The sequence below is a fragment of the Thalassococcus sp. genome, from assembly GCF_982780845.1.
The window spans coordinates 128,774-148,429 of the sequence record NZ_CEYADA010000002.1 but is presented as its reverse complement, the minus strand read 5'-3'; the positions used below and the strand labels follow the sequence as shown (position 1 = coordinate 148,429).

The window sequence follows — 19,656 nt, the reverse complement described above, 5'->3', positions numbered from 1 at the left end:
AGCGATTTCGCGCAATAGGCAGGCATGGAACAGTACAAGATCGACCGCTTGGGCCACCAAGGCGATGGCATCGCCGAAGGCCCCGTTTATGTGCCCGGCGCGCTGCCCGGTGAAATCGTTCAGGGCACGCTGGACGGAAGCGTTTTGCGTGACGCAAAAATCATCGAGCCGTCATCGGATCGTGTTCGGCCGCCTTGTTCCCATGCCAAATCCTGCGGCGGCTGCCAGTTGCAACACGCCAGCGATGATTTCGTCGCGAACTGGAAGATGGAAGTGGTCGAACGCGCTTTGGCCGCGCATGGCATCACAACCCAAATGCGCCCGATCCTGACATCGCCCGCCCAATCGCGCCGACGTGCTGCCTTTTCCGCCAAGCGCACCAAGAAGGCGGCGATTGCCGGCTTTCACAAGAAGCAATCCGATATCGTCATCGCAATTCCGAACTGTCAGTTGGTGCACCCTGATGTCATGGCTGCCCTGCCCTTGGTCGAGGAACTGGCCGTCGTGGGTGGCAGCCGCAAAGGCGAAATCAGTGTGTTGGTCACGCTGACGGACAACGGGCTTGATCTGTCTGTATCGGGCGGCAAGCCGATCGACGACGCGTTGCGCATCACGCTGTCCGACCTGACCCGAAAATATAACATCGCGCGCATTTCGTGGGACGACGAAATCGCACTTCAGCGGGAAAAGCCGATCTTGCGGCTGGGCAACGCGCCCGTGTCCCCTCCACCCGGTGCCTTTCTGCAGGCGACGAAGGATGGCGAGGCCGCGCTGGTTGCCGCGGTGCAGGAAATTGTAGGCTCTGGCAAACGCGTGGCTGACCTTTTCGCGGGCTGCGGCACCTTTGCCCTGCCCCTTGCCGAAAAGGCCGAGGTTCTGGCCGTCGAGGGCGACAAGGCAATGACCCACGCGTTGGAAGAAGGCTGGCGTCAGGGCAAGAACCTGAAAAAGCTGACACCACTTGCACGCGACCTGTTCCGCAATCCGTTGCTGCCCGACGAGCTGGCCAAAATGGATGCCCTTGTCATCGACCCGCCCCGCGCCGGCGCAGAAGCCCAAGTGGCGCAGATTGCCAAAAGCAATGTGCCCGTGATTGCCCACGTGTCCTGTAACCCGACCACCTTCGCCCGCGACTGCGGCACACTAATTGCAGCCGGTTATCAGCTTGATTGGGTGCAGACGGTCGACCAGTTCCGGTGGTCCACGCATGTGGAAGTTGTCGGGTGCCTGACGAAGCGAAAGTGATCCGTTCACTGGTTTGTGAATCCAGCACAGTCGTTCTGTTCCGGATCGGGCAAATCGTGTAAGAACAGAGAAAACATATTGAGCAGCAGCATGCCCGTTTTCAGAATTTTCATGGTCATCGCACTTGCCCTGACGCTGTCGGGCTGCGCGAGCAAATTCAAAACGTACAATGGTCCCGAAGTCACTCAGGTTCTGGTGAAAAAGGGCGAACGCAGAATGTACCTTTTGCACGGAAGCGAAGTGTTGAAATCCTACCGGATCGACCTTGGCTTTGAACCTCAGGGGCACAAGGCGATCGAAGGTGACGGAAAGACACCCGAAGGGCTGTATTTCATCAACCGCCGCAATGCGAATTCAAGGTTCCATTTGTCACTGGGCATCTCGTACCCCAATCCACAGGACCGCGCTTTGGCGGCTGAATTGGGCAAAAGCGCGGGTGGCGACATCTTTATCCACGGCGGTCCGCCCAAAGGCAGCGGCTACAAGCGTTTCACCGATTGGACATGGGGCTGCATCGCGGTCAGCGACGCGCAAATCGAAGACATCTATGCGATGGTGAAGAACGGCACGCCGATCCTGATCCGCCCGTAAACTCGGGCGGTAGGATCGGACATTTCTTAGAACGCTGTCGAGAATGTATCAGACACGTCGATTTGGACAGGTGCAGCCGCTGACGTACCCGTGACCATCGTCCACCAGATCTTGCCGTTTTCTTCCTGATACCACGCAAAGCCCATCTCGGTCGCTTCCGGATCAATGATCACCTCTTTGGTGGCCGGATCTTCCATCCACGCAGCCAGCGTTTCCAGTTCTGTTTCGTAGGTCTCCGAGATGTTTTCACCCAGAACGCGACCCGAGTACCCAACGCGCTGTGCGCGGATGATTGGCGAAGATCCGTCCGAGCCAAAGTGCCACGGGCGGTTTTGAACGGCCATATCTCGGGAATGCGTTGCAGCGGCCGCTTTCAACTGGGCGCTCAAAGTCAGCGGGGCAACGCCCGCCGCCTGCCGCAGCGAATTGACGGAATCAAACATACGGAATTCGATCCGCGACTCGTCAGCTGCGCGAATTCTGTAAAGCTTCGGCAAAGGTTTGCCATCAGGGCCAAGCGGCTGCTCGACCGGCTCAGTGACTGTGGGCGCACATCCTGCAACGGCTACAGCGACTGAGAGTGCGAGAATGGCGAATAGTTTCATGGTCAATTTTCCACAGTGAGAGAATTCTGCTATTGGAACGCAATAGCGTGACATGCGTTGCTATTCAAACCCACTTGATCGTGAGCACGCCTGATGACAGGGGTTTGAATTGCGACTGAGGCTTTCGGGCCATATGTAAGTCACGAATAAAGTTCATTTGACGGAGTTTTTGCAATGACACAGTCAGCAAAATCACGACTCAGCCGCCGCGCGTTCATGGCAGGCACCGCATCGGTTCTTGCAACGCCAGCGCTTGCGCAGGACGTAAACAGCTCTGCAACAACAGAAATCGAACGCGATATCGGAAACATCGTGCGCCGTAACGCGTCCAGCTTCCGGTCGCTTGATTGGCAGCCGTTTTTCTCGAACACGAAGAACGGGGCGATTCTGGTCGATATCCGCAGCCGCGCCCTGCACTTCTGGTCGGAAGATCAGACGATCTACAAACTGTACCCGACATCGGTCCCGCTGACCGAGGATCTGACACGTCTGGGCCGCACAAAGATCACGCTGAAAGATCCGTCGCCCGATTGGCGCCCGACACCGTCGATGAAGCAGCGTAACCCCGAATGGCCCGATTACGTAGGCCCCGGCCCCGATAACCCGCTGGGCACGCGCGCAATGCACCTGAGCTGGCAGTATTACCGTATTCACGGCACGCACGACACACGCAAAATTGGTCGTCGTTCGTCCAACGGCTGCATCGGCCTGTACAACGAACACATTGAAGAGCTGTACGAATTGGCAAAAGTCGGCACACAGGTGTTGCTAATTTGACGACATATCGGCAGCGCTCTATCCGAAGGGATAAAGTTGGGTTTGCAATCACCTCGGATTGCTGCTTAGTACAAAGTACGAGGTAAGTCTTGGGGCTTGCTTATTCCGCAAAATTGTTTGGAATGGCAGGCAATTATCTGGAGGATAAAATGAAGAAACTCGCTCTCGCAGTCGCACTGACAGCAGCTGGCACATCCGCAATGGCCGGTTCCTACGCAAAAGACGACGTGGTTATGGAACCCGTTGTTGTTGTTGAAGAAACAGCTCAGGCATCGTCCTCTGCTGGCATCCTGGTCCCGCTGATCCTGCTGGCTCTGGTTGCTGCTGCGATCTCCGCTGACTAATCAGCGCGATTAAAGACAAAGAAAGGCGGTGCATTTGCACCGCCTTTTTTCTTTTCCAGATACTGAAACGAAGCGCGACGCCTAAAAACTAGGCGCCAGCGACTCTCATTTTGGATTTAGTCCAGCCAACCCTTCAGGTTTTCTTCGATCACGGCAGACAGCGCTTTGATGTGGGCCGCGTCGTCGTTCAGGCAGGGAATATAGGTGAAATGTTCACCGCCAGCCTCTTCGAAGCTTTCCTTGATCTCTTCGTTGATCTCTTCCAGCGTTTCGATGCAATCGGCCGAAAACGCAGGCGCACAAACGGCGATATTCTTCTTACCGTCTTCTTCAGCCAGACGCGCGACCTCTTCGACGGTGTAGGGCTTCAGCCACTCCTCGGGGCCGAACTTTGACTGGAAAGTCGTGGTGATCTGCGTGTCATCCCAGCCCAGACGCTCTTTCAGCAGACGAGTCGTTTTCTGGCACTGGCAGTGATAGGGGTCGCCCTCCATCAGATAGCGTTTCGGCACGCCGTGGTAGGAGCAGACCAGAATATCGGGCTTTTTCTCAAGCTTGGCATAGGCTGTCTCGATCGACTTGGCCAACGCCTCGATATATAGCGGATGTTCGAAATACGGATCGACGGTACGCACCGTCGGCTGCCACTTTGCTTCCATCAAGGCTCGGAAAAATTCGTCATTTGCAGTGGCAGACGTCGCGCCCGCGTAGTGGGGATAGAGCGGGAAGAACAGGATGTGGCGGCAGCCCGCATCGATCATCTCGCGCACTTTAGATTTCGTGGAGGGATTGCCGTAGCGCATGCAGAAATCGACCATGACCTGATCGCCGTAACGGGCCTGCATCGACTCGGCGATCTTGGATGTCTGATCTTTGGTGATCGTCATCAACGGGCTTTCGCCCTGCTCTTCGTTCCAGATCGATTTATAAGCCTCGCCCGATGAAAACGGGCGTTTGGTCAGGATGATCAGCTGCAACAGCGGCTGCCACAGCCACGGGCTGTAGTCGATGACGCGACGGTCAGACAGGAATTCGTTTAGATAGCGACGCATCGACCAGTAGTCATAATTGTCGGGCGTCCCGAGGTTCGCCAGCAGAATGCCGACTTTACCTGGCATAATCTTGGGGTGGTCGGTGGGTGCGTGTACCGGGCAAATGGCTTTGTTCGATGCATCCAGCATGGGCGGCATGTTCCTTCCTGTCCTTTAACGCCTAAGTATACTGCCTGACGTGTGGGTCAATCTTTCAACGGAATTTCCAAGGTTCCAAGGCTATCAGCGAGCCGTTGTGACGCAGAACCAGGCCGAAGCGGCTTTGGCTGGCTTTCATCAGGGGCCCATCCAGACAGCATAACGATTTCAAAGCTTGCAGGAATCCGGCCATCTTCGGTGCCATAGGAATTTGCGTAAATCTCGGATGCTTTCAGCAGGACGGCCCGCTGCGTGATAGTTTTCAGGCGGGCGTTCAGGGCATTCGTTTCGCCCATCGCCCGCAGATCGCGCATCAGGTGCAGGGCGCTTTCGTAGTGTACCGTCATCGTCGCGGAGTCGGCCACGGGCATGGCAAAGCCCGCACGTTGCAGCAAGGCACCCAGATCGCGGATATCCCCCATCGGGGCCACACGCGGGCTAAGGCCGCCTGTCACCTCGATTTCCGCCTGCCCGAGCGCGGCCCGCAATTCCGTCAGCGTGTTGCCCCCGAAACAGGGGACAAGGCACAGACCATCAGGTTGAAGCGAACGACGGCATTGGATCAGCTGACCGACCGGATCATTCGCCCAATGCAGCGCCATAGCGTGAATCACCAGATCATGTGCGCCCGGCTCTAGCGTCAGCACGTCATCGTCGACCACACAAACCGCATCCGGAAACACCGCGCGCCACACATCGGCAAAAGGCGTGACCACGGCGACCTTAGTAAAGGTTCTGTTAATCATGCTCAGGCGATCCTGAACATCCTCGGCTGCGGCCTGATGCAGGAACAAGGCGGACGGGTCCGTGACACGGGCGCGGTGCATAAGCAAAGCGGCGCGATCAGTGATGTGATTCTGGTCTGACATGGCGAAGGACATAGGATGCAAAGCCCTTGGGTGCAAAGAACACTTGCGATCATTTACCCGCCTCGTTGCCTTGGCTGCGGTGGTTTGGTGGAAAATAACATGGGGCTTTGCGGTGACTGCTGGCGCGATACGTCGTTTATCGCAGGGCTGACCTGCGGGAAGTGCGGAACGCCGCTGCCCGGTGAAAGCGACACGGGCGAAACCTGTGATGACTGCCTGCGGATATCCCGCCCTTGGGATGCCGGCCGCAGCGTTTTTCAGTACCGCGGCACTGGTCGCAAACTGGTTCTGGCGCTGAAACATGGTGATCGGCACGACATTGTTGGCCCTGCCGCAATCTGGATGGCCCGTGCGGCCCGCGAATTGCTGGAAAACGACACCCTGATCGTGCCCGTGCCGCTGCATCCAAGGCGGCTGTTGAAACGGCGCTACAACCAGTCGGGACTTCTGGCAAACGCTCTGGCCAAACGTACCGGCCATCAATTCTGTGGCGATGCATTGATGCGTGTTCGGCACACCGAAAGCCTTGATGGCAAAAACCGTGATGCACGCTTTGCGACATTGACCAATGCGATCACAGCAAACCCCAAAAGGGCCGCAATGATTGAAGGCCGGAACATCCTGATTGTGGATGACGTGATGACATCCGGCGCGACCCTAGCCGCCGCAACCGAAGCCTGTTTCACAGCAAAAGCAGCCGAAGTGCGCGTTGTCGCACTAGCGCGCGTGGGAAAAGATACCTAAATCAGGGGGAACCGTGACGGAGAACCCAATGCAGCCTGTTGAAATCTACACCTCGCCCCTTTGTGGCTTTTGCCACGCCGCCAAAAAACTTTTGACGGATAAGGGCGTAACATTCACCGAAATCGACGTCTTCGCAAACCCTGACCGCAAACCTGAAATGCTTCAGCGTGCCAACGGCAGCCGCACTGTGCCGCAGATCTTTATCGGCGAAACACACGTCGGTGGTTGCGACGACCTTTATGCGCTGGATCGCGCAGGCAAGCTCGATCCGCTTTTGGCCGCGTGAGCAAGGTCGCCCTTTTACAAATCACGTCTTCGGACGATCCCGTCGCGAACCTGACTATGGTTCGCGACATGATGGCAGACGCCAAAGCCCGAGGTGCCGAGTGGGTGTTGACGCCCGAGGTCACCAACTGCCTATCCGGTTCGCGTGCCCACCAGAACGACGTGCTTAAGCCGCAAGCAGATTGCCCTGTTTTAGCGGGCCTTCGCGATGCGGCCAGTGAAATGGGCCTGTGGGTTCTGGCAGGGTCGCTTGCAGTCAAATCCGACCCACCAGAGACGCGCTTTGCCAACAGGTCTTTCCTGATCGACAACAAAGGCCAGATCGCGGCGCACTACGACAAAATGCACATGTTCGATGTGCAAGTCTCGGAAACCGAAACCTACCGCGAATCTTCGGGCTATGCGCCGGGGGACCGCGCGGTTGTCGCGGACACGCCGTTTGGAAAAATCGGGATGTCGATTTGCTATGACCTGCGCTTTGCCTATCTGTATCGCGCGTTGGCCAAATCAGGCGCGGACATACTGACAGTACCATCTGCGTTCTCGACCGCGACAGGCCCGTCGCACTGGGAACCGCTAATGCGCGCCCGTGCGATTGAAACCGGATGTTTCGTAATCGCCCCTGCCCAAACAGGCACGCACAGCAGCGGCCGCGGCCCGACCCGCAAAACTTATGGGCATTCCATGGTGGTTTCGCCTTGGGGCGACGTTTTGTTGGACGCAGGAACGGACACCGGGGTCTTCTTGGTTGATCTGGACGTCAGCGACGTGCAGAAAGCGCGGAGTAAGATACCCGCCTTGACCCACGACAGAACGTTTTCAGGACCTGATGAGTGAACAGAACGCCCTTGCGATTTCGCTGATCAGTGAAATCCTGACTGCCGATCAGCTGTTGCGAAACAGGCTGACGAGGGTTTTGCCGAACAAAATGGAAATCTCACATTTTTCGGTACTTAATCATTTGGCGGGCATCGGGGATGAACGCACACCCGCCCAGTTGGCCAAAAGCTTTCACGTCACCCGCGGCGCGATGACCAACACGCTGTCCAAGCTGGAAATCGCCGGCTACGTGCACATCCGCCCCGATTGGGATGATGCACGCCGCAAGCTGGTGGCTATCAGCCCAGCGGGCGCACAGGCCCGGGATGCGGCGTTGGCGGCAATCACGCCGTTGATCAACGAAACTGTGGCTGATCTGGGTGATGACAAAGTGCGGGCCGCGCTGCCGGTGCTGCGCGACCTGCGGGTCAAGCTGGAAACAACGACCTAGGGTTTGACCGAGGCCGTCACGTAGTTGACGCTAAGATCGCGGTCAGACAGCGACCACGACCACGTGATCGGGTTAAACACCATCCCCTTGCGATCCACGGGCGTGACACCCGACTTTGACAGCAGATCGAAAAGTTCGTCCGGCGTGATGAATTTGGACCATTCATGTGTGCCCTTGGGCAGCCAGCGCATCACATGTTCAGCGCCAACAATCGCCATCATAAAGCTTTTGGGATTGCGGTTCAGGGTCGAACAGATGTGCAGCCCGCCAGATTTCAAAAGCTGCGCACAAGCCGTCAGATAGGCCAAGGGATCGGCCACATGTTCGACGACTTCCATGTTAAGAACGATGTCGAACTGTTCACCCGCTGCGGCCAGCGCCTCGGCCGTGTTGTGGCGATAGTCGATGTCCAAACCAGATTGCGCAGCATGGGCCTGCGCCACGGGAATATTCCGTTCGGCAGCATCCACACCCACGACAGTGGCACCAAGCCGCGCCATCGGTTCGGACAGCAAGCCGCCCCCACAGCCGATATCCAGCAACCGAAGACCGGCAAAGGGCGATTCCGCCGACAGATCACGATCAAATTCAGCCGCAATCTGCGATGTGATATAATCCAACCGGCAAGGGTTGAGCATATGAAGCGGCTTGAACTTGCCCTTCGGGTCCCACCATTCGGCGGCCATTGCCTCGAATTTAGCAACTTCTGCCGGGTCAACTGTGGTTTGAGTGTCGGTCATGTCGAGAATCCCATGGTCATCTGCCCTGCTTGTCTCATATAGCTAGGCTATGGACAAAGACTTGGGCCAAAAACGCGCAGTTCAGTATCTTTATTCGCCGATCGATCCGTTCGATCAGCGGATGATGTCCGTTTCTGATGGACACACCATCTATGTCGAACAGTGCGGAAATCCAGAGGGCATCCCCGTGATCGTTCTGCATGGCGGGCCGGGCGGCGGCTGTAGCCCTGCAATGCGCCGCTATTTCGATCCGTCTGTCTACCGCGTGATCCTGTTTGACCAGCGCGGCTGCGGGCGGTCGCGCCCCCATGCCAGCGTCACGGCAAATACCACATGGGATTTGGTCGCCGACATCGAACACATCCGTGAAGAGCTGGGGATCGAAAAGTTCATTGTCTTTGGCGGGTCTTGGGGTGCGACTTTGGCGCTGATTTACGCCATCAGCCATCCCGAGTCGGTCCGTGCGCTTGTCTTGCGCGGTGTTTTCCTGATGACGCAAGCCGAGCTTGATTGGTTCTACGGCGGCGGTGCCGGACAGTTCTGGCCGGAAACTTGGGCGCGCTTTGCCCGCCTGATCCCGCCTGAAGAGCGTGACGACATGATCGGGGCCTATCATCGCCGCCTGTTCAGTGGCGATCTACGCATCGAAACCCATTTCGCGCGCGCATGGTCGTCGTGGGAAAATGCCTTGGCCTCGGTTGCGTCAAACGGCAATGGCGGCGATGCGCCCGGTGAATATGCCCGCGCCTTTGCGCGGCTGGAAAACCACTACTTCATCAACCGCGGCTTCCTTGAGGAAGACGGTTGGATTCTGAACAACATCGACCGCATCCAGCACATTCCCGGCGTCATTGTGCAGGGACGGTACGACATGATCTGCCCGCCGCAACGTGCGTGGGAACTTTCGGAAAGCTGGAAAGCGTCCGAGCTGCGCATGGTTCGCAACGCGGGCCATGCCCTCTCTGAGCCGGGGATCAGCGCCGAACTTGTCCGCGCTATGGATGAATTCGCGCAGACGCTCACTTCATAGCCTAAAAGCGACATTAAAAGTCGCTTTTCGTCGTCTTTGCGTTGACGTGCCATCCCTGCCGTGTTTCGCTGCGGGTTCACCAGAACCCATTTGGCAAGACCAACGAAGAACACGTGAATTCGGTACCGAAAATCATCGCCCAAAGGTTACTGTTGGGCCTGCTAACGCTGTTCGTCGTGTCGATCATCATCTTCACCGCTGTGAACATGCTGCCCGGGGATTTTGCGCAAGCCATCCTTGGCCAAAGCGCCACGCCCGAGGCTGTCGCCGCCATCCGCCGTGATCTGGGTTTGGATCAGCCACCGATCACACGATACTTCACATGGCTTGCGGGCGTCTTGCAGGGTGATCTGGGCACGTCGTTCGCCCAAGCGAACTTTGCCAGCTTTGTGGGCGAGGATTCAGGTACACGCACCACTGTTGCCGACCAGATTGCGCCGCGCATCAAAAACACCCTGTTCTTGGCTGGCGTCACCGCCGTCATCGCAGTGCCTTTTGCCATCGGGCTTGGCATCTTGGCTGCGCTGTATCGTAACTCGGCCTTTGACAAGGTCAGCAACGTGTTCACGCTCACCTCGATCTCAAGCCCCGAGTTCTTTGTCGCCTACATCCTGATCCTGTTTCTGGCTGTTCTGAACCCGTGGCTGCCGTCACTGTCAAATATCTATGATGGCATGGCGTTCAGCGACCGGTTGGAAAAAACCATGTTGCCGGCTTTGGCCCTGACCCTTGTCGTCACAGCGCACATGATGCGGATGACGCGGGCGGCGATCATCAACCTGCTGGCCAGCCCTTACATCGAAATGGCGCGTCTGAAGGGCATGAAGCCGATGCGCGTGATCGTGCATCACGCCCTGCCCAACGCGCTGGCACCGATCATCAATGTGGTCGCGCTGAACCTTGCTTATCTTGTCACGGGTGTTGTCGTGGTCGAGGTGGTGTTCGTCTATCCGGGCGTGGGCCAGTTGTTCGTCGATAGCGTCAAGATCAGGGACATTCCCGTGGTGCAGGCCTGCTGCCTGATCTTTGCAGCGGTCTACATCCTTCTGAACCTGTTGGCCGACATCCTGTCGATCCTGTCGAACCCGCGCCTGAGGCATCCGAAATGATCACGTTGCTTTGGATCATAGGCGGGCTTTTGGCGCTTTTGGCGATCAGCTGGGGTCTGCGAAAGCTGGCGCAGGTGGTGACCGGAAACAAGCCGCGGTTCCGCGATATGCCCTTGGCCGTTGCCTTTGGCTATGTGCTGGGCGTCGCCGTCGCGGCGTTTGGCGTCTGGCTCTGGTTCCAGCCCAACGCCGTGTTCTTCCGCTGGTTTGTGCAAGGCTTGGCCATTTCAATCGTTGCCGCCTATGCATTCCGCTTGCTGGGTCGGACGATTGGCACCAAAGCCACAAAGAAGGCCTTTCGCCAGATGCCGCTAACCGCCAGCTTTGGCTTTCTGGTGATCCTGATCTATGCCGTCTGCGCCATCTTTGCGGGCGTGCTGGCGCCCTACGGTCAGGCCGAGGTGTTCCAGAACGTCAACGTCCTGCCCGGCGGCAACCCCGCGACGGGCGGTGACCCTGCGCATCTTCTGGGAACAGACCAGATCGGTCGCGATCTGCTGACCCGCCTGATCTATGGCGCGCAGAACACCGTCGGCATCGCCTTTGCGACGGTCTGTCTGGCCTTCCTTGTCGGCGGCAGCCTTGGATTTCTAGCGGCTGTTTTTGGCGGCTGGCTGGACAATATCCTGTCGCGGATCGTCGATGTTTTGATGGCGATCCCGTCGCTGATCTTTGCCCTGCTTCTGATGACCATCGCAAGCGCATGGGCCGGTTCGCAGCAGTGGTTGCTGACCGTTTACATGGTTCTGATCATCGCGCTGATCGATTCCACCCGCGTGTTCCGCCTTGCCCGTGCCGTAGGGCAGTCAATTGTTGTGATGGATTACATTGAGGCCGCCAAGCTGCGTGGTGAAGGTTTAGGCTATCTGATTTTCCGTGAAATCCTGCCCAATGCCACGGCCCCCTTGCTGGCGGAGTTGGGCCTGCGGTTCTGCTTTGTCTTCCTGACGATTTCCGCGCTGTCGTTCCTAGGCATCGGCATCCAACCACCCTTGGCCGATTGGGGCACGATGGTACGCGATCTGGCGCAGTTCATCAACTTTGCCGCCTTCTCTCCGCTTGCGGCTGCGCTTCCGCTGATGGCTGCTGGCGCGATTGCATTGTTGACCGTTGCGGTGAACTTTGTGGTGGACTGGATGCTGCACAAATCATCCGGGCTGAAGGAGTAAGCGATGTCTGACACCCTTCTGCGCATATCCAACCTGAAGATCGAAGGCCGGTCGGATGAAACGTGGATGCCGATCATTAAGGGCATCGACCTTGAACTGAAAAAGGGTGAGGTGCTGGGCCTGATCGGAGAATCCGGTGCTGGTAAATCCACTGTAGGGCTTGCCGCGATGGGATATACCCGTGACGGTGTGCGTATCACCGACGGTGAGGTTCTGTTCGACGGTGTCGATCTGGTCAAAGCGTCACTGCCAGACAAACGCGCGCTTTTGGGCAAACGGATCGCCTATGTCGCGCAGTCCGCCGCCGCGAGCTTTAATCCCGCGCACAAGTTGATCAACCAGCATGTCGAAGGCCCTGTGCGCCATGGCGTCATGAACCGTGCCGAAAGCGAAGAAGACGCCATTCGTTTGTACGAACGCCTGCGCCTGCCGAACCCGCAGGAAATCGGCTTTCGCTATCCGCATCAGGTATCGGGCGGGCAGTTGCAGCGGGCGATGACCGCGATGGCGATGTCTTGTCGTCCTGATCTGATCATCTTTGACGAACCCACCACAGCGCTGGACGTGACCACACAGATCGAGGTGCTGGCAGCGATCCGCGATATCGTGGATCAGTTCGGAACGGCTGCGATCTATATCACCCATGATCTGGCGGTTGTGGCGCAAATGGCAGATCGGATCAAAGTGCTGCTGCGCGGGGAAGAGGTGGAAGAGGCCAGTACAAATGAAATGCTGTCCCATCCCAAAGAGGCATACACCAAAAGCCTGTGGTCTGTGCGCAGCTTTAAGCGCCCCGCCAAGCCCGCCATTCAGACAAACGCCACGCCGGTGATCCGCCTGAAAGACGTAAATGCTTCGTATGGCCAGACGCCCGTTCTGCATGACGTAAGCTTTGACATCCACGAAGGCCGGACTGTTGCGGTGGTTGGTGAATCCGGATCGGGTAAATCCACGGCGGCGCGCTGTATCACGGGGCTTTTGCCGCCTACGGGCGGATCGGTTGAGTTGGACGGTGCGCCCCTGCTTGCCGATTTCCGGAAACGGTCCAAAGACCAGTTGCGGCAAATCCAGATGATTTACCAGATGGCGGACACGGCACTGAACCCGCGTAAATCCGTGGGTGAAATTATCGCCCGTCCTGTGGAATTCTACATGGGGCTGAAAGGCCGTGAAAAGCGCCAGCGCGTTGATCAGTTGATGGATCAGATCGAACTTCCGACCTCTGAATTCTATGATCGTTTGCCCAGCGAATTGTCTGGCGGACAGAAGCAGCGCGTGGGCATTGCCCGTGCTTTGGCGGCCGAACCCAAGTTCATTATTTGTGACGAAGTGACCTCGGCGCTTGATCAACTTGTCGCCGAAGGCATCCTTAAATTGTTGGCACAGCTACAAGATGAGCTAAAACTGTCTTATATGTTTATCACGCACGACCTAGCCACAGTGCGCGCAATCGCGGATGATGTTGTCGTGATGAAGGATGGACGCGTGATCGAACAGGGCACCAAGACAGACATGTTCACGCCGCCGCACCATCCGTACACTGACCTGCTGCTGAGTTCGGTTCCCGAAATGGATCCGGACTGGCTGACCAAACTGCTAGAAGAGCGCGGTCGTGACAACGTAGGAGATATGGCCACCGATAAGATGGCCTGAAAGACGCTTCCCAAGAAGTGCACCAAAATTGCGGGAGACCCCCGCCGAGGAAAAACAGGGAGACGATAAATGACACGAATTAGTAGACGCGGATTGTTGAAGTCCGGTGCCGCAGCCGGTGTTCTGGCAGCAACCGGTTTTCCGGTACGCGCCCAAACCGCCAAGCGTGGTGGTCGTCTGGTTGCCGGTCTGTCCGGTGCCAACACATCCGACAGCTGGGACGGTCGTACGCATTCCGACCTGTTCATGAACGCCTCGGCACAAGGTGCGGTGTTCGACAGTCTGACCGAAGTCGCCGCCGACGGCAGCCTGATTGGCGAGCTGGCGACGGATTGGGAAGCAACGCCTGACGCGAAGGTCTGGACATTCAACCTGCGCAAAGGCGTGACCTTCCATAACGGTAAGTCCTTTGGCGCGGACGACGTCATTGAAAGCCTTCAGATGCACGTTGCCGAGGGCGCGAAATCCGGTGCGCAGCCGCTGGTCGCCCCGATCACGGAAATGAAGAAGATCACCGAACATCAGGTGCAATTCACGCTGGAAGCAGGCAACGCCGACTTCCCCTACCTGATGTCGGATTATCACCTGCTGATCTATCCTGCTGGCCAGATCGAAGAGGCGATTGCCCAAGGCATCGGCACAGGTATCTACCGCGTGAAATCCTTTGACCCCGGCGTGCGCTTTGTCGGTGAACGGGTGGAAAACCACTACAAAGACGGGCGCGCCGGTTGGTTCGACGAAATCGAATACATCGCGATTAATGACAATACAGCACGGATGAATGCCCTGCTGACCGGGCAGGTGGATGCGATCAACCGGATCGACTTCAAAACCGAAGCGCTGCTGAAAGCGAACCCGAATGTCCGTATTCAGGAAGTGACCGGAAACCAGCACTTTACTTTCCCGATGCTGACAGACCTTGAGCCGTTCAATGATGTGAACGTACGAAAGGCGCTGAAATTCGGCATCAACCGTCAGGAAATGCTGGATAAGGTTCTTATGGGTCACGGCCGCGTCGCGGCAGACAGCCCGATCGGCCCTGCAAACCAGTATATGGCTGAACTGGACCCGATCCCCTACGATCCCGATCAGGCCAAGTTCTATCTGAAGCAGGCTGGTCTGGATTCCATCAATGTCGATCTTTCCGCATCCTCGGCTGCCTTTGAAGGCGCGGTTGATGCGGCGCAGTTGTATCAGGCATCGGCTGCGCGCGGCGGCGTCAACATCAACGTGGTTCAGGAACCCGCAGATGGCTACTGGTCGAACGTCTGGCTGAAAAAGCCGTGGTGTGCCTGCTACTGGTCCGGTCGGGCGACCGAAGACTGGATGTTCACATCCGCCTATGCCGCCGGCGCACCGTGGAACGACAGCCACTGGGATCACCCGCGTTTCCAGGAACTGTTGATCACCGCTCGTGCCGAACTCGACAGTGGCAAACGCCGCGATCAATACACCGAAATGCAGATGATCCTGCGTGACGAAGGTGGCGTGATTATCCCGATGTTTGCCAACTGGGTTCAGGCCGTATCGAACAAGATCGCGACACCCGAGAACGTCGGCAACCTTTGGCAGATGGACAACTCGCGTCTGGCAGAACGCTGGTGGAATGCCTGATTTCGAGACCTGATTGCTGAAATGATAGGACGCTCTGCCACACTGGCAGGGCGTTTTTCTTTGTTAGGTCTCGCGCTTGGACGGATGGGCTGTTAGATTTTGCCTACTTGTATGGAATAGACCTATGGCAGAACCCGAAAAAACCTTTAGCCGCATTCAGTTGCGCAACCGCAAACGTATTCTGGATGCCGCGCTTGAGGTTTTTTCCCAGAACGGGTTTCGCGGCTCTACGCTTGATCAAATCGCTTCTGAGGCGGGCCTGTCCAAGCCGAACCTGATCTACTATTTCTCAAGCAAAGAAGACATCCACCGCACCCTTCTGGTGGACTTGCTGGATATCTGGCTGCAACCCCTTCGGGACATCGATGCGACCGGCGAGCCGCGCGAAGAATTGTTGCAATACGTTCAACGCAAGCTGCAGATGAGCAAAGAGATGCCGCGCGAAAGCCGCCTGTTTGCCAACGAAACCCTGCAGGGTGCGCCACGTCTGACGGAAATAATGGAAGGCGGGCTGAAGGATTTGGTCGATGAAAAGGCCGCAATCATCGACGGTTGGATCGCAGAGGGCAAAATCGCCAAGGTCGATCCCGTGCACCTGATCTTTTCGATCTGGGCGCTGACGCAGCATTATGCCGATTTCGAAGTGCAGATCAGGGCAATCCTGGGCAAGAAAGACCCGTTCAAAGGGGCAGAAATTTTCCTGGATATGGTGTTCCGCAAACTGCTTGATCCGAACACCTGAAACGCAAAACGCCCCGTACAAACGGGGCGTTTTTGTTTATCTTGCTTGCTGATTATTCCAGAGCAGCGTCTGTGATATCCAGAGTGTAGGCACCGGTCGGCTCGACCGTGATGACCGGATCGGAACCACCCGCCAAAAGCGTCTGAACTGTGCGTTCATAATCCGCCGGATCAAGCGCGCCGTTGGAACCTGCCGTCAGCTTGGCCACTTCGCCCATCATGCGGATCTGATGTTCTTCGGTCTGTGCGCCGGCCTCGTCATAATCCAGAACGATCATGGCAGCGTCTTCGGGGTTTTCTTCGGCCCACTTCCAGCCCTTCATCGAGGCCTTCACGAAACGCACCATTTTGTCTTTGAAGGCCGGATCAGCAAGGTTTTCTTCCAGCACGTAAAGGCCGTCTTCCAGTGTGGCGACGCCCTGATCTTCGTACTTGAAGGTCACCAATTCATCCGGCGAAACGCCCGAGTCGATGACCTGCCAGTATTCGTTATACGTCATGGTAGAAATACAGTCCGCCTGACGCTGAAGCAGCGGATCCACGTTGAAGCCCTGCTTCAGAACCTCGACACCATTTTCGTCTTTGCCATCTGTTTCGATGCCAAGTTGCGCCATCCAGCTGAGAAACGGGAATTCGTTGCCAAAGAACCAGACGCCCAGCGTGCGGTCCACCAGCGTCTCGGGTCCTTCGATGCCCACATCGCCCCAGCAGGTCAGCATCATGCCAGAGGATTTGAACGGCTGTGCAATGTTCACCAGCGGCAGGCCCTTTTCACGGGCGGCCAGTGCGGCGGGCATCCATTCAACGGTTACATCCGCACCGCCACCGGCGATGACTTGGGTCGGTGCGATATCAGGGCCACCGGGCAGCACGGTGACGTTCAGGCCCTCTTCTTCGTAGAAACCCTGTTCAAGCGCCACATAGTAGCCCGCGAACTGGGCCTGCGTGACCCATTTCAGCTGAAGTGTGACGTCTTCGAGATGACTTGCAGCCATAACGGGGCTTGCCAGCCCCAGTGCAGCCGCTGCAGCGTAGATGTAATTTTTCATGTCGACCTCCTAGTCGGATATGCGTTTTAGCATCGCAGCCTGAACTTATTGTTTTGCCCTCTGACTGGGGTGCCAGAATGTCACCCGTTGTTCGAGGAAAGTCACCGCGCCATAGAAAAGGCTGCCAGCTATCGCGGCGGCGACAATTTCGGCCCAGACCATGTCCAGCGCCAGTTGACCGACCGAAGTCGAGATACGGAACCCCATGCCTCTTGTCGGTGATCCAAAGAACTCGGCCACGATCGCACCGATCAGGGCCAAGGTGGTGGTAATTTTCAATCCGTTGAAAATGAACGGCATCGCGGCGGGCAAGCGCAGTTTGAACAGCGTCTGGAAATAGCCCGCGCCATAGGTGCGCATCAGATCGCGCTGCATGGCCGTCGTGTCGCGCAAGCCCGCAACGGTGTTCACCAGCATCGGGAAGAACACCATGATGACAACGACTGCCGCCTTCGACTGCCAGTCGAAACCGAACCACATCACAAGGATGGGCGCCGTACCCACGATGGGAAGTGCCGCCATGAAGTTGCCAACAGGCAGCAGACCTTCACGCAGGAACTGGTAACGATCCACAAGTATCGCCAGAAGGAAGCCCGCACCACACCCGATCAGATAACCCGATAGCGCGCCTTTGACGAATGTCTGAACGAAATCGCCCCAGACCACGTCCAGATTGGCAACCAGAGTGCTGGCAATCTGTGTAGGCGGCGGCAGGATTACAGCCGGAACCCCCGCACCACGCACGATCAGTTCCCAGCACACAAGAATGGTAATGCCAAAAATCGCAGGCACAGCAATCGACACCCAACGCTGTTTCGCGAAGGGTCCGTTGGCCAGATAGCCGTTCAGGCCCCACGCGGCGATCCAGAAGACGAAGGCAAGAACAACAAGGATCATGTCAGCATCCCCATTCTTGTCAGCGTCCGCTTTTCAAGCCAGCCGATCAGCCATACCAGCAACGCGGCCATACCCGCGGCAACAAACAGCGCCGCCCAGATTTGTTCTGTCTGACCATAGTAAGACCCGCCCAACATGCGTGCGCCAAGGCCGCCGCGCTGAACCGGCAGTTCGCCCACAATGGCCCCCACCAAGGACGCCGCGATGCCGATTTTCAGCGATGTGAACAGGTACGGCACCGAGGATGGCAGGCGTAGCTTCCAGAAGGTCTGGGACTGAGTTGCGTTGTAGGTTTTCAGCAGATCAAGCTGCATGTGGTCCGGCGCGCGCAGGCCTTTGACCATGCCGACTACGACAGGAAAGAAACTGAGGTATGCGCTGATGATGGCTTTGGGGATCAGTCCGTTGATGCCGACAGAATACAGCACGACGATAATCATGGGCGCGAGTGCGACGATTGGGATGGTCTGGCTGATGATCGCCCATGGCATCACGCTCATGTCCATGACGCGGGAATGCACGATGCCGACGGCCAGCAAGACGCCCAGACCAGCACCGATCAGAAAGCCGACAAACGTGGCGCTGAGCGTGATCCAGCCGTGATAGATCAGAGACCGCTTCGACAGGCTACCAGAGCGGACGATGCCACGACGGCCGTTGACCTCTTCCTCCCACGTGCTTTTCCAAAGCTCGGCGGTGATCTGGTGCGGCGATGGCAGGCGAGCGCGGTCCTGTGACCAGCTGCCGCCCAATGCGTCGGTGTTGCGCATGACCAGCGCCAGATGCCCCATATCGCGCCGTTCAGCGGCGCTGGGTGGGTCGATGGTGACGCCTGCGCGTTCAGCGGTTGTCAGCACCTCTTTCACGTTCATCGGGATACAGGCGATATACCACACCGCCAGAAGCGCGATCACCACGGTCAGGACTGGCAAAAGGCGCTTCATCCTAGACCTCCGATCCTGCCTTCAGGCCTTCGCGGACACGGTGAGCGATCTCGATGAATTCCTTTGAATCGCGAATTTCCAAGGGGCGTTCACGGGGCAGCGTGCTTTCAATCACATCGGTGATCCGACCCGGACGCGGCGACATCACGACGATCTTGGTCGACAGGAACACGGCCTCGGGGATCGAGTGGGTGACAAAGCCCACGGTTTTGCCGGTGCGGTCCCACAGCTTAAGCAGTTCAGCGTTCAGGTGGTCGCGCACGATTTCATCCAGCGCGCCAAAGGGTTCGTCCATCAGCAGGATATCGGCATCAAAAGCGAGTGCGCGCGCGATAGACGCGCGTTGCTGCATGCCGCCAGACAACTGCCATGGGAACTTCTTTTCGAAACCCGCAAGGTCGACCAGTTCCAGCGTGCGCTGAACCTGTTCGGCCTGCTTTTGTTTGGAATAGCCCATGATTTCCAGCGGCAAGCGGATGTTGCCCCCGATGGTGCGCCACGGGTACAGGCCCGCTGCCTGAAACACATAGCCGTAAGCGCGGGCCTTACGTGCGTCATCGGGCGACATGCCGTTAACGGTCAGTGACCCGCCGGTGGGTGTCTCAAGGCCAGCGATGCAGCGTAGAAACGTGGTCTTGCCGCAGCCAGACGGCCCAATGAAGGAAACAAAATCGCCCTGCTGGATATCAAGGTTCACGCCTTTCAGCGCATGGACAGGGCCGTCATTCGTTTCAAACGTGAGGTTCAGGTCCTTGGCCTGAATCACAGGGGTCTTCATAGGGTCTTCCTT

Annotated in this window: 22 protein-coding genes; 14 read left to right on the top strand and 8 right to left on the bottom strand. The window is 57.4% G+C overall.

Annotated features, from left to right (window positions below):
• Window positions 1-24 precede the first annotated feature (24 nt).
• Both AC4FIA_RS02925 and AC4FIA_RS02920 read left to right on the top strand, forming a co-directional pair.
• The gene (locus tag AC4FIA_RS02925) at window positions 25-1,245 is read left to right on the top strand and encodes a class I SAM-dependent RNA methyltransferase (protein WP_490364643.1); all 1,221 of its coding nucleotides are present in this window, start codon (window positions 25-27) and stop codon (window positions 1,243-1,245) included.
• 90 nt (window positions 1,246-1,335) lie between these two features.
• Window positions 1,336-1,836: a L,D-transpeptidase family protein gene (locus tag AC4FIA_RS02920; protein ID WP_103910704.1), complete on the top strand. Its 501-nt coding sequence runs from the start codon at window positions 1,336-1,338 to the stop codon at window positions 1,834-1,836.
• 26 nt (window positions 1,837-1,862) lie between these two features.
• Here AC4FIA_RS02920 and dalA read toward each other — a convergent pair whose 3' ends face one another.
• Window positions 1,863-2,441 carry a divisome-associated lipoprotein DalA gene (gene dalA, locus AC4FIA_RS02915; protein WP_490364642.1) on the bottom strand — a complete coding sequence of 193 codons (579 nt, stop codon included), beginning with the start codon at window positions 2,439-2,441 and terminating at the stop codon, window positions 1,863-1,865.
• 174 nt (window positions 2,442-2,615) lie between these two features.
• On the opposite strand from dalA, the gene AC4FIA_RS02910 reads away from it, so the two are divergent.
• Both AC4FIA_RS02910 and AC4FIA_RS02905 read left to right on the top strand, forming a co-directional pair.
• Window positions 2,616-3,218: a L,D-transpeptidase gene (locus AC4FIA_RS02910; RefSeq protein ID WP_103910706.1), complete on the top strand. Its 603-nt coding sequence runs from the start codon at window positions 2,616-2,618 to the stop codon at window positions 3,216-3,218.
• 149 nt (window positions 3,219-3,367) lie between these two features.
• Window positions 3,368-3,562: a ferrochelatase gene (locus AC4FIA_RS02905; RefSeq protein ID WP_103910850.1), complete on the top strand. Its 195-nt coding sequence runs from the start codon at window positions 3,368-3,370 to the stop codon at window positions 3,560-3,562.
• Window positions 3,563-3,678: 116 nt separating this feature from the next.
• Here the strand turns inward: AC4FIA_RS02905 and hemH are convergent, their stop codons facing one another.
• Together hemH and AC4FIA_RS02895 are read right to left on the bottom strand one after the other, a co-directional pair.
• Window positions 3,679-4,743, bottom strand: a complete 1,065-nt coding sequence (hemH, locus tag AC4FIA_RS02900) for a ferrochelatase (protein ID WP_490364813.1) — start codon at window positions 4,741-4,743, stop codon at window positions 3,679-3,681.
• Window positions 4,744-4,799: 56 nt separating this feature from the next.
• Window positions 4,800-5,621, bottom strand: coding sequence for a methyltransferase domain-containing protein (locus tag AC4FIA_RS02895; RefSeq protein ID WP_490364641.1), 822 nt, complete (start codon window positions 5,619-5,621; stop codon window positions 4,800-4,802).
• A 15-nt stretch (window positions 5,622-5,636) separates the two neighbouring features.
• Here AC4FIA_RS02895 and AC4FIA_RS02890 point away from each other — a divergent pair, with 15 nt between their 5' ends.
• From AC4FIA_RS02890 to AC4FIA_RS02875, 4 genes are read left to right on the top strand one after another with little or no spacing between them, the layout of a single operon-like run.
• A complete protein-coding gene (locus AC4FIA_RS02890; protein WP_490364640.1) occupies window positions 5,637-6,365 on the top strand; it encodes a double zinc ribbon domain-containing protein in 729 nt (242 codons plus the stop codon).
• A 28-nt stretch (window positions 6,366-6,393) separates the two neighbouring features.
• The gene (gene grxC / locus AC4FIA_RS02885; RefSeq protein ID WP_103910708.1) at window positions 6,394-6,651 is read left to right on the top strand and encodes a glutaredoxin 3; all 258 of its coding nucleotides are present in this window, start codon (window positions 6,394-6,396) and stop codon (window positions 6,649-6,651) included.
• Complete coding sequence (locus AC4FIA_RS02880; RefSeq protein ID WP_490364639.1) at window positions 6,648-7,487, top strand: carbon-nitrogen hydrolase family protein; 840 nt, start codon at window positions 6,648-6,650, stop codon at window positions 7,485-7,487. The genes grxC and AC4FIA_RS02880 overlap by 4 nt, the downstream gene beginning before the upstream one ends.
• A complete protein-coding gene (locus tag AC4FIA_RS02875; RefSeq protein WP_200813215.1) occupies window positions 7,480-7,920 on the top strand; it encodes a MarR family winged helix-turn-helix transcriptional regulator in 441 nt (146 codons plus the stop codon). The genes AC4FIA_RS02880 and AC4FIA_RS02875 overlap by 8 nt, the downstream gene beginning before the upstream one ends.
• Here the strand turns inward: AC4FIA_RS02875 and ubiG are convergent.
• Window positions 7,917-8,660, bottom strand: coding sequence for a bifunctional 2-polyprenyl-6-hydroxyphenol methylase/3-demethylubiquinol 3-O-methyltransferase UbiG (ubiG, locus tag AC4FIA_RS02870; RefSeq protein ID WP_103910711.1), 744 nt, complete (start codon window positions 8,658-8,660; stop codon window positions 7,917-7,919). The genes AC4FIA_RS02875 and ubiG overlap by 4 nt on opposite strands.
• Window positions 8,661-8,709: 49 nt before the next feature.
• Here ubiG and pip point away from each other — a divergent pair, with 49 nt between their 5' ends.
• The 6 genes from pip (at window position 8,710) to AC4FIA_RS02840 (ending at window position 15,977) form a co-directional block, all read left to right on the top strand.
• Window positions 8,710-9,690: a prolyl aminopeptidase gene (pip, locus tag AC4FIA_RS02865; RefSeq protein ID WP_103910712.1), complete on the top strand. Its 981-nt coding sequence runs from the start codon at window positions 8,710-8,712 to the stop codon at window positions 9,688-9,690.
• 113 nt (window positions 9,691-9,803) lie between these two features.
• On the top strand, window positions 9,804-10,799 hold the full coding sequence (locus AC4FIA_RS02860; protein WP_103910853.1) for an ABC transporter permease: 996 nt from the start codon (window positions 9,804-9,806) through the stop codon (window positions 10,797-10,799).
• Window positions 10,796-11,968 carry an ABC transporter permease gene (locus AC4FIA_RS02855; RefSeq protein WP_490364638.1) on the top strand — a complete coding sequence of 391 codons (1,173 nt, stop codon included), beginning with the start codon at window positions 10,796-10,798 and terminating at the stop codon, window positions 11,966-11,968. The genes AC4FIA_RS02860 and AC4FIA_RS02855 overlap by 4 nt, the downstream gene beginning before the upstream one ends.
• Window positions 11,969-11,971: 3 nt before the next feature.
• Window positions 11,972-13,621: an ABC transporter ATP-binding protein gene (locus tag AC4FIA_RS02850; RefSeq protein WP_490364637.1), complete on the top strand. Its 1,650-nt coding sequence runs from the start codon at window positions 11,972-11,974 to the stop codon at window positions 13,619-13,621.
• A 69-nt stretch (window positions 13,622-13,690) separates the two neighbouring features.
• Complete coding sequence (locus AC4FIA_RS02845; protein ID WP_287473394.1) at window positions 13,691-15,235, top strand: ABC transporter substrate-binding protein; 1,545 nt, start codon at window positions 13,691-13,693, stop codon at window positions 15,233-15,235.
• 124 nt (window positions 15,236-15,359) lie between these two features.
• On the top strand, window positions 15,360-15,977 hold the full coding sequence (locus tag AC4FIA_RS02840) for a TetR family transcriptional regulator C-terminal domain-containing protein (RefSeq protein ID WP_490364636.1): 618 nt from the start codon (window positions 15,360-15,362) through the stop codon (window positions 15,975-15,977).
• Between the two features lie 52 nt (window positions 15,978-16,029).
• Here AC4FIA_RS02840 and AC4FIA_RS02835 read toward each other — a convergent pair whose 3' ends face one another.
• Genes AC4FIA_RS02835 through AC4FIA_RS02820 form a run of 4 tightly spaced genes read right to left on the bottom strand, consistent with a single transcriptional unit; the run spans window position 16,030 to window position 19,644 of the window.
• On the bottom strand, window positions 16,030-17,025 hold the full coding sequence (locus tag AC4FIA_RS02835; RefSeq protein WP_490364635.1) for an ABC transporter substrate-binding protein: 996 nt from the start codon (window positions 17,023-17,025) through the stop codon (window positions 16,030-16,032).
• 45 nt (window positions 17,026-17,070) lie between these two features.
• Window positions 17,071-17,922, bottom strand: a complete 852-nt coding sequence (locus AC4FIA_RS02830) for an ABC transporter permease (protein ID WP_287473396.1) — start codon at window positions 17,920-17,922, stop codon at window positions 17,071-17,073.
• Complete coding sequence (locus AC4FIA_RS02825) at window positions 17,919-18,866, bottom strand: ABC transporter permease (protein WP_287473397.1); 948 nt, start codon at window positions 18,864-18,866, stop codon at window positions 17,919-17,921. The genes AC4FIA_RS02830 and AC4FIA_RS02825 overlap by 4 nt, the downstream gene beginning before the upstream one ends.
• A gap of 1 nt (window position 18,867) precedes the next feature.
• Window positions 18,868-19,644, bottom strand: coding sequence for an ABC transporter ATP-binding protein (locus AC4FIA_RS02820; protein ID WP_488048978.1), 777 nt, complete (start codon window positions 19,642-19,644; stop codon window positions 18,868-18,870).
• Between the last annotated feature and the right edge of the window lie 12 nt (window positions 19,645-19,656).

Excerpts from the sequence above, each read along its gene's own strand:
- AC4FIA_RS02925 (WP_490364643.1), top strand. The coding sequence starts at position 25 with ATGGAACAGTACAAGATCGACCGCTTGGGCCACCAAGGCGATGGCATC.
- AC4FIA_RS02920 (WP_103910704.1), top strand. The coding sequence starts at position 1,336 with ATGCCCGTTTTCAGAATTTTCATGGTCATCGCACTTGCCCTGACGCTG.
- dalA (WP_490364642.1), bottom strand. The coding sequence starts at position 2,441 with ATGAAACTATTCGCCATTCTCGCACTCTCAGTCGCTGTAGCCGTTGCA.
- AC4FIA_RS02910 (WP_103910706.1), top strand. The coding sequence starts at position 2,616 with ATGACACAGTCAGCAAAATCACGACTCAGCCGCCGCGCGTTCATGGCA.
- AC4FIA_RS02905 (WP_103910850.1), top strand. The coding sequence starts at position 3,368 with ATGAAGAAACTCGCTCTCGCAGTCGCACTGACAGCAGCTGGCACATCC.
- hemH (WP_490364813.1), bottom strand. The coding sequence starts at position 4,743 with ATGCTGGATGCATCGAACAAAGCCATTTGCCCGGTACACGCACCCACC.
- AC4FIA_RS02895 (WP_490364641.1), bottom strand. The coding sequence starts at position 5,621 with ATGTCAGACCAGAATCACATCACTGATCGCGCCGCTTTGCTTATGCAC.
- AC4FIA_RS02890 (WP_490364640.1), top strand. The coding sequence starts at position 5,637 with ATGCAAAGCCCTTGGGTGCAAAGAACACTTGCGATCATTTACCCGCCT.
- grxC (WP_103910708.1), top strand. The coding sequence starts at position 6,394 with ATGCAGCCTGTTGAAATCTACACCTCGCCCCTTTGTGGCTTTTGCCAC.
- AC4FIA_RS02875 (WP_200813215.1), top strand. The coding sequence starts at position 7,480 with ATGAGTGAACAGAACGCCCTTGCGATTTCGCTGATCAGTGAAATCCTG.
- ubiG (WP_103910711.1), bottom strand. The coding sequence starts at position 8,660 with ATGACCGACACTCAAACCACAGTTGACCCGGCAGAAGTTGCTAAATTC.
- pip (WP_103910712.1), top strand. The coding sequence starts at position 8,710 with ATGGACAAAGACTTGGGCCAAAAACGCGCAGTTCAGTATCTTTATTCG.
- AC4FIA_RS02855 (WP_490364638.1), top strand. The coding sequence starts at position 10,796 with ATGATCACGTTGCTTTGGATCATAGGCGGGCTTTTGGCGCTTTTGGCG.
- AC4FIA_RS02850 (WP_490364637.1), top strand. The coding sequence starts at position 11,972 with ATGTCTGACACCCTTCTGCGCATATCCAACCTGAAGATCGAAGGCCGG.
- AC4FIA_RS02845 (WP_287473394.1), top strand. The coding sequence starts at position 13,691 with ATGACACGAATTAGTAGACGCGGATTGTTGAAGTCCGGTGCCGCAGCC.
- AC4FIA_RS02840 (WP_490364636.1), top strand. The coding sequence starts at position 15,360 with ATGGCAGAACCCGAAAAAACCTTTAGCCGCATTCAGTTGCGCAACCGC.
- AC4FIA_RS02835 (WP_490364635.1), bottom strand. The coding sequence starts at position 17,025 with ATGAAAAATTACATCTACGCTGCAGCGGCTGCACTGGGGCTGGCAAGC.
- AC4FIA_RS02830 (WP_287473396.1), bottom strand. The coding sequence starts at position 17,922 with ATGATCCTTGTTGTTCTTGCCTTCGTCTTCTGGATCGCCGCGTGGGGC.
- AC4FIA_RS02825 (WP_287473397.1), bottom strand. The coding sequence starts at position 18,866 with ATGAAGCGCCTTTTGCCAGTCCTGACCGTGGTGATCGCGCTTCTGGCG.
- AC4FIA_RS02820 (WP_488048978.1), bottom strand. The coding sequence starts at position 19,644 with ATGAAGACCCCTGTGATTCAGGCCAAGGACCTGAACCTCACGTTTGAA.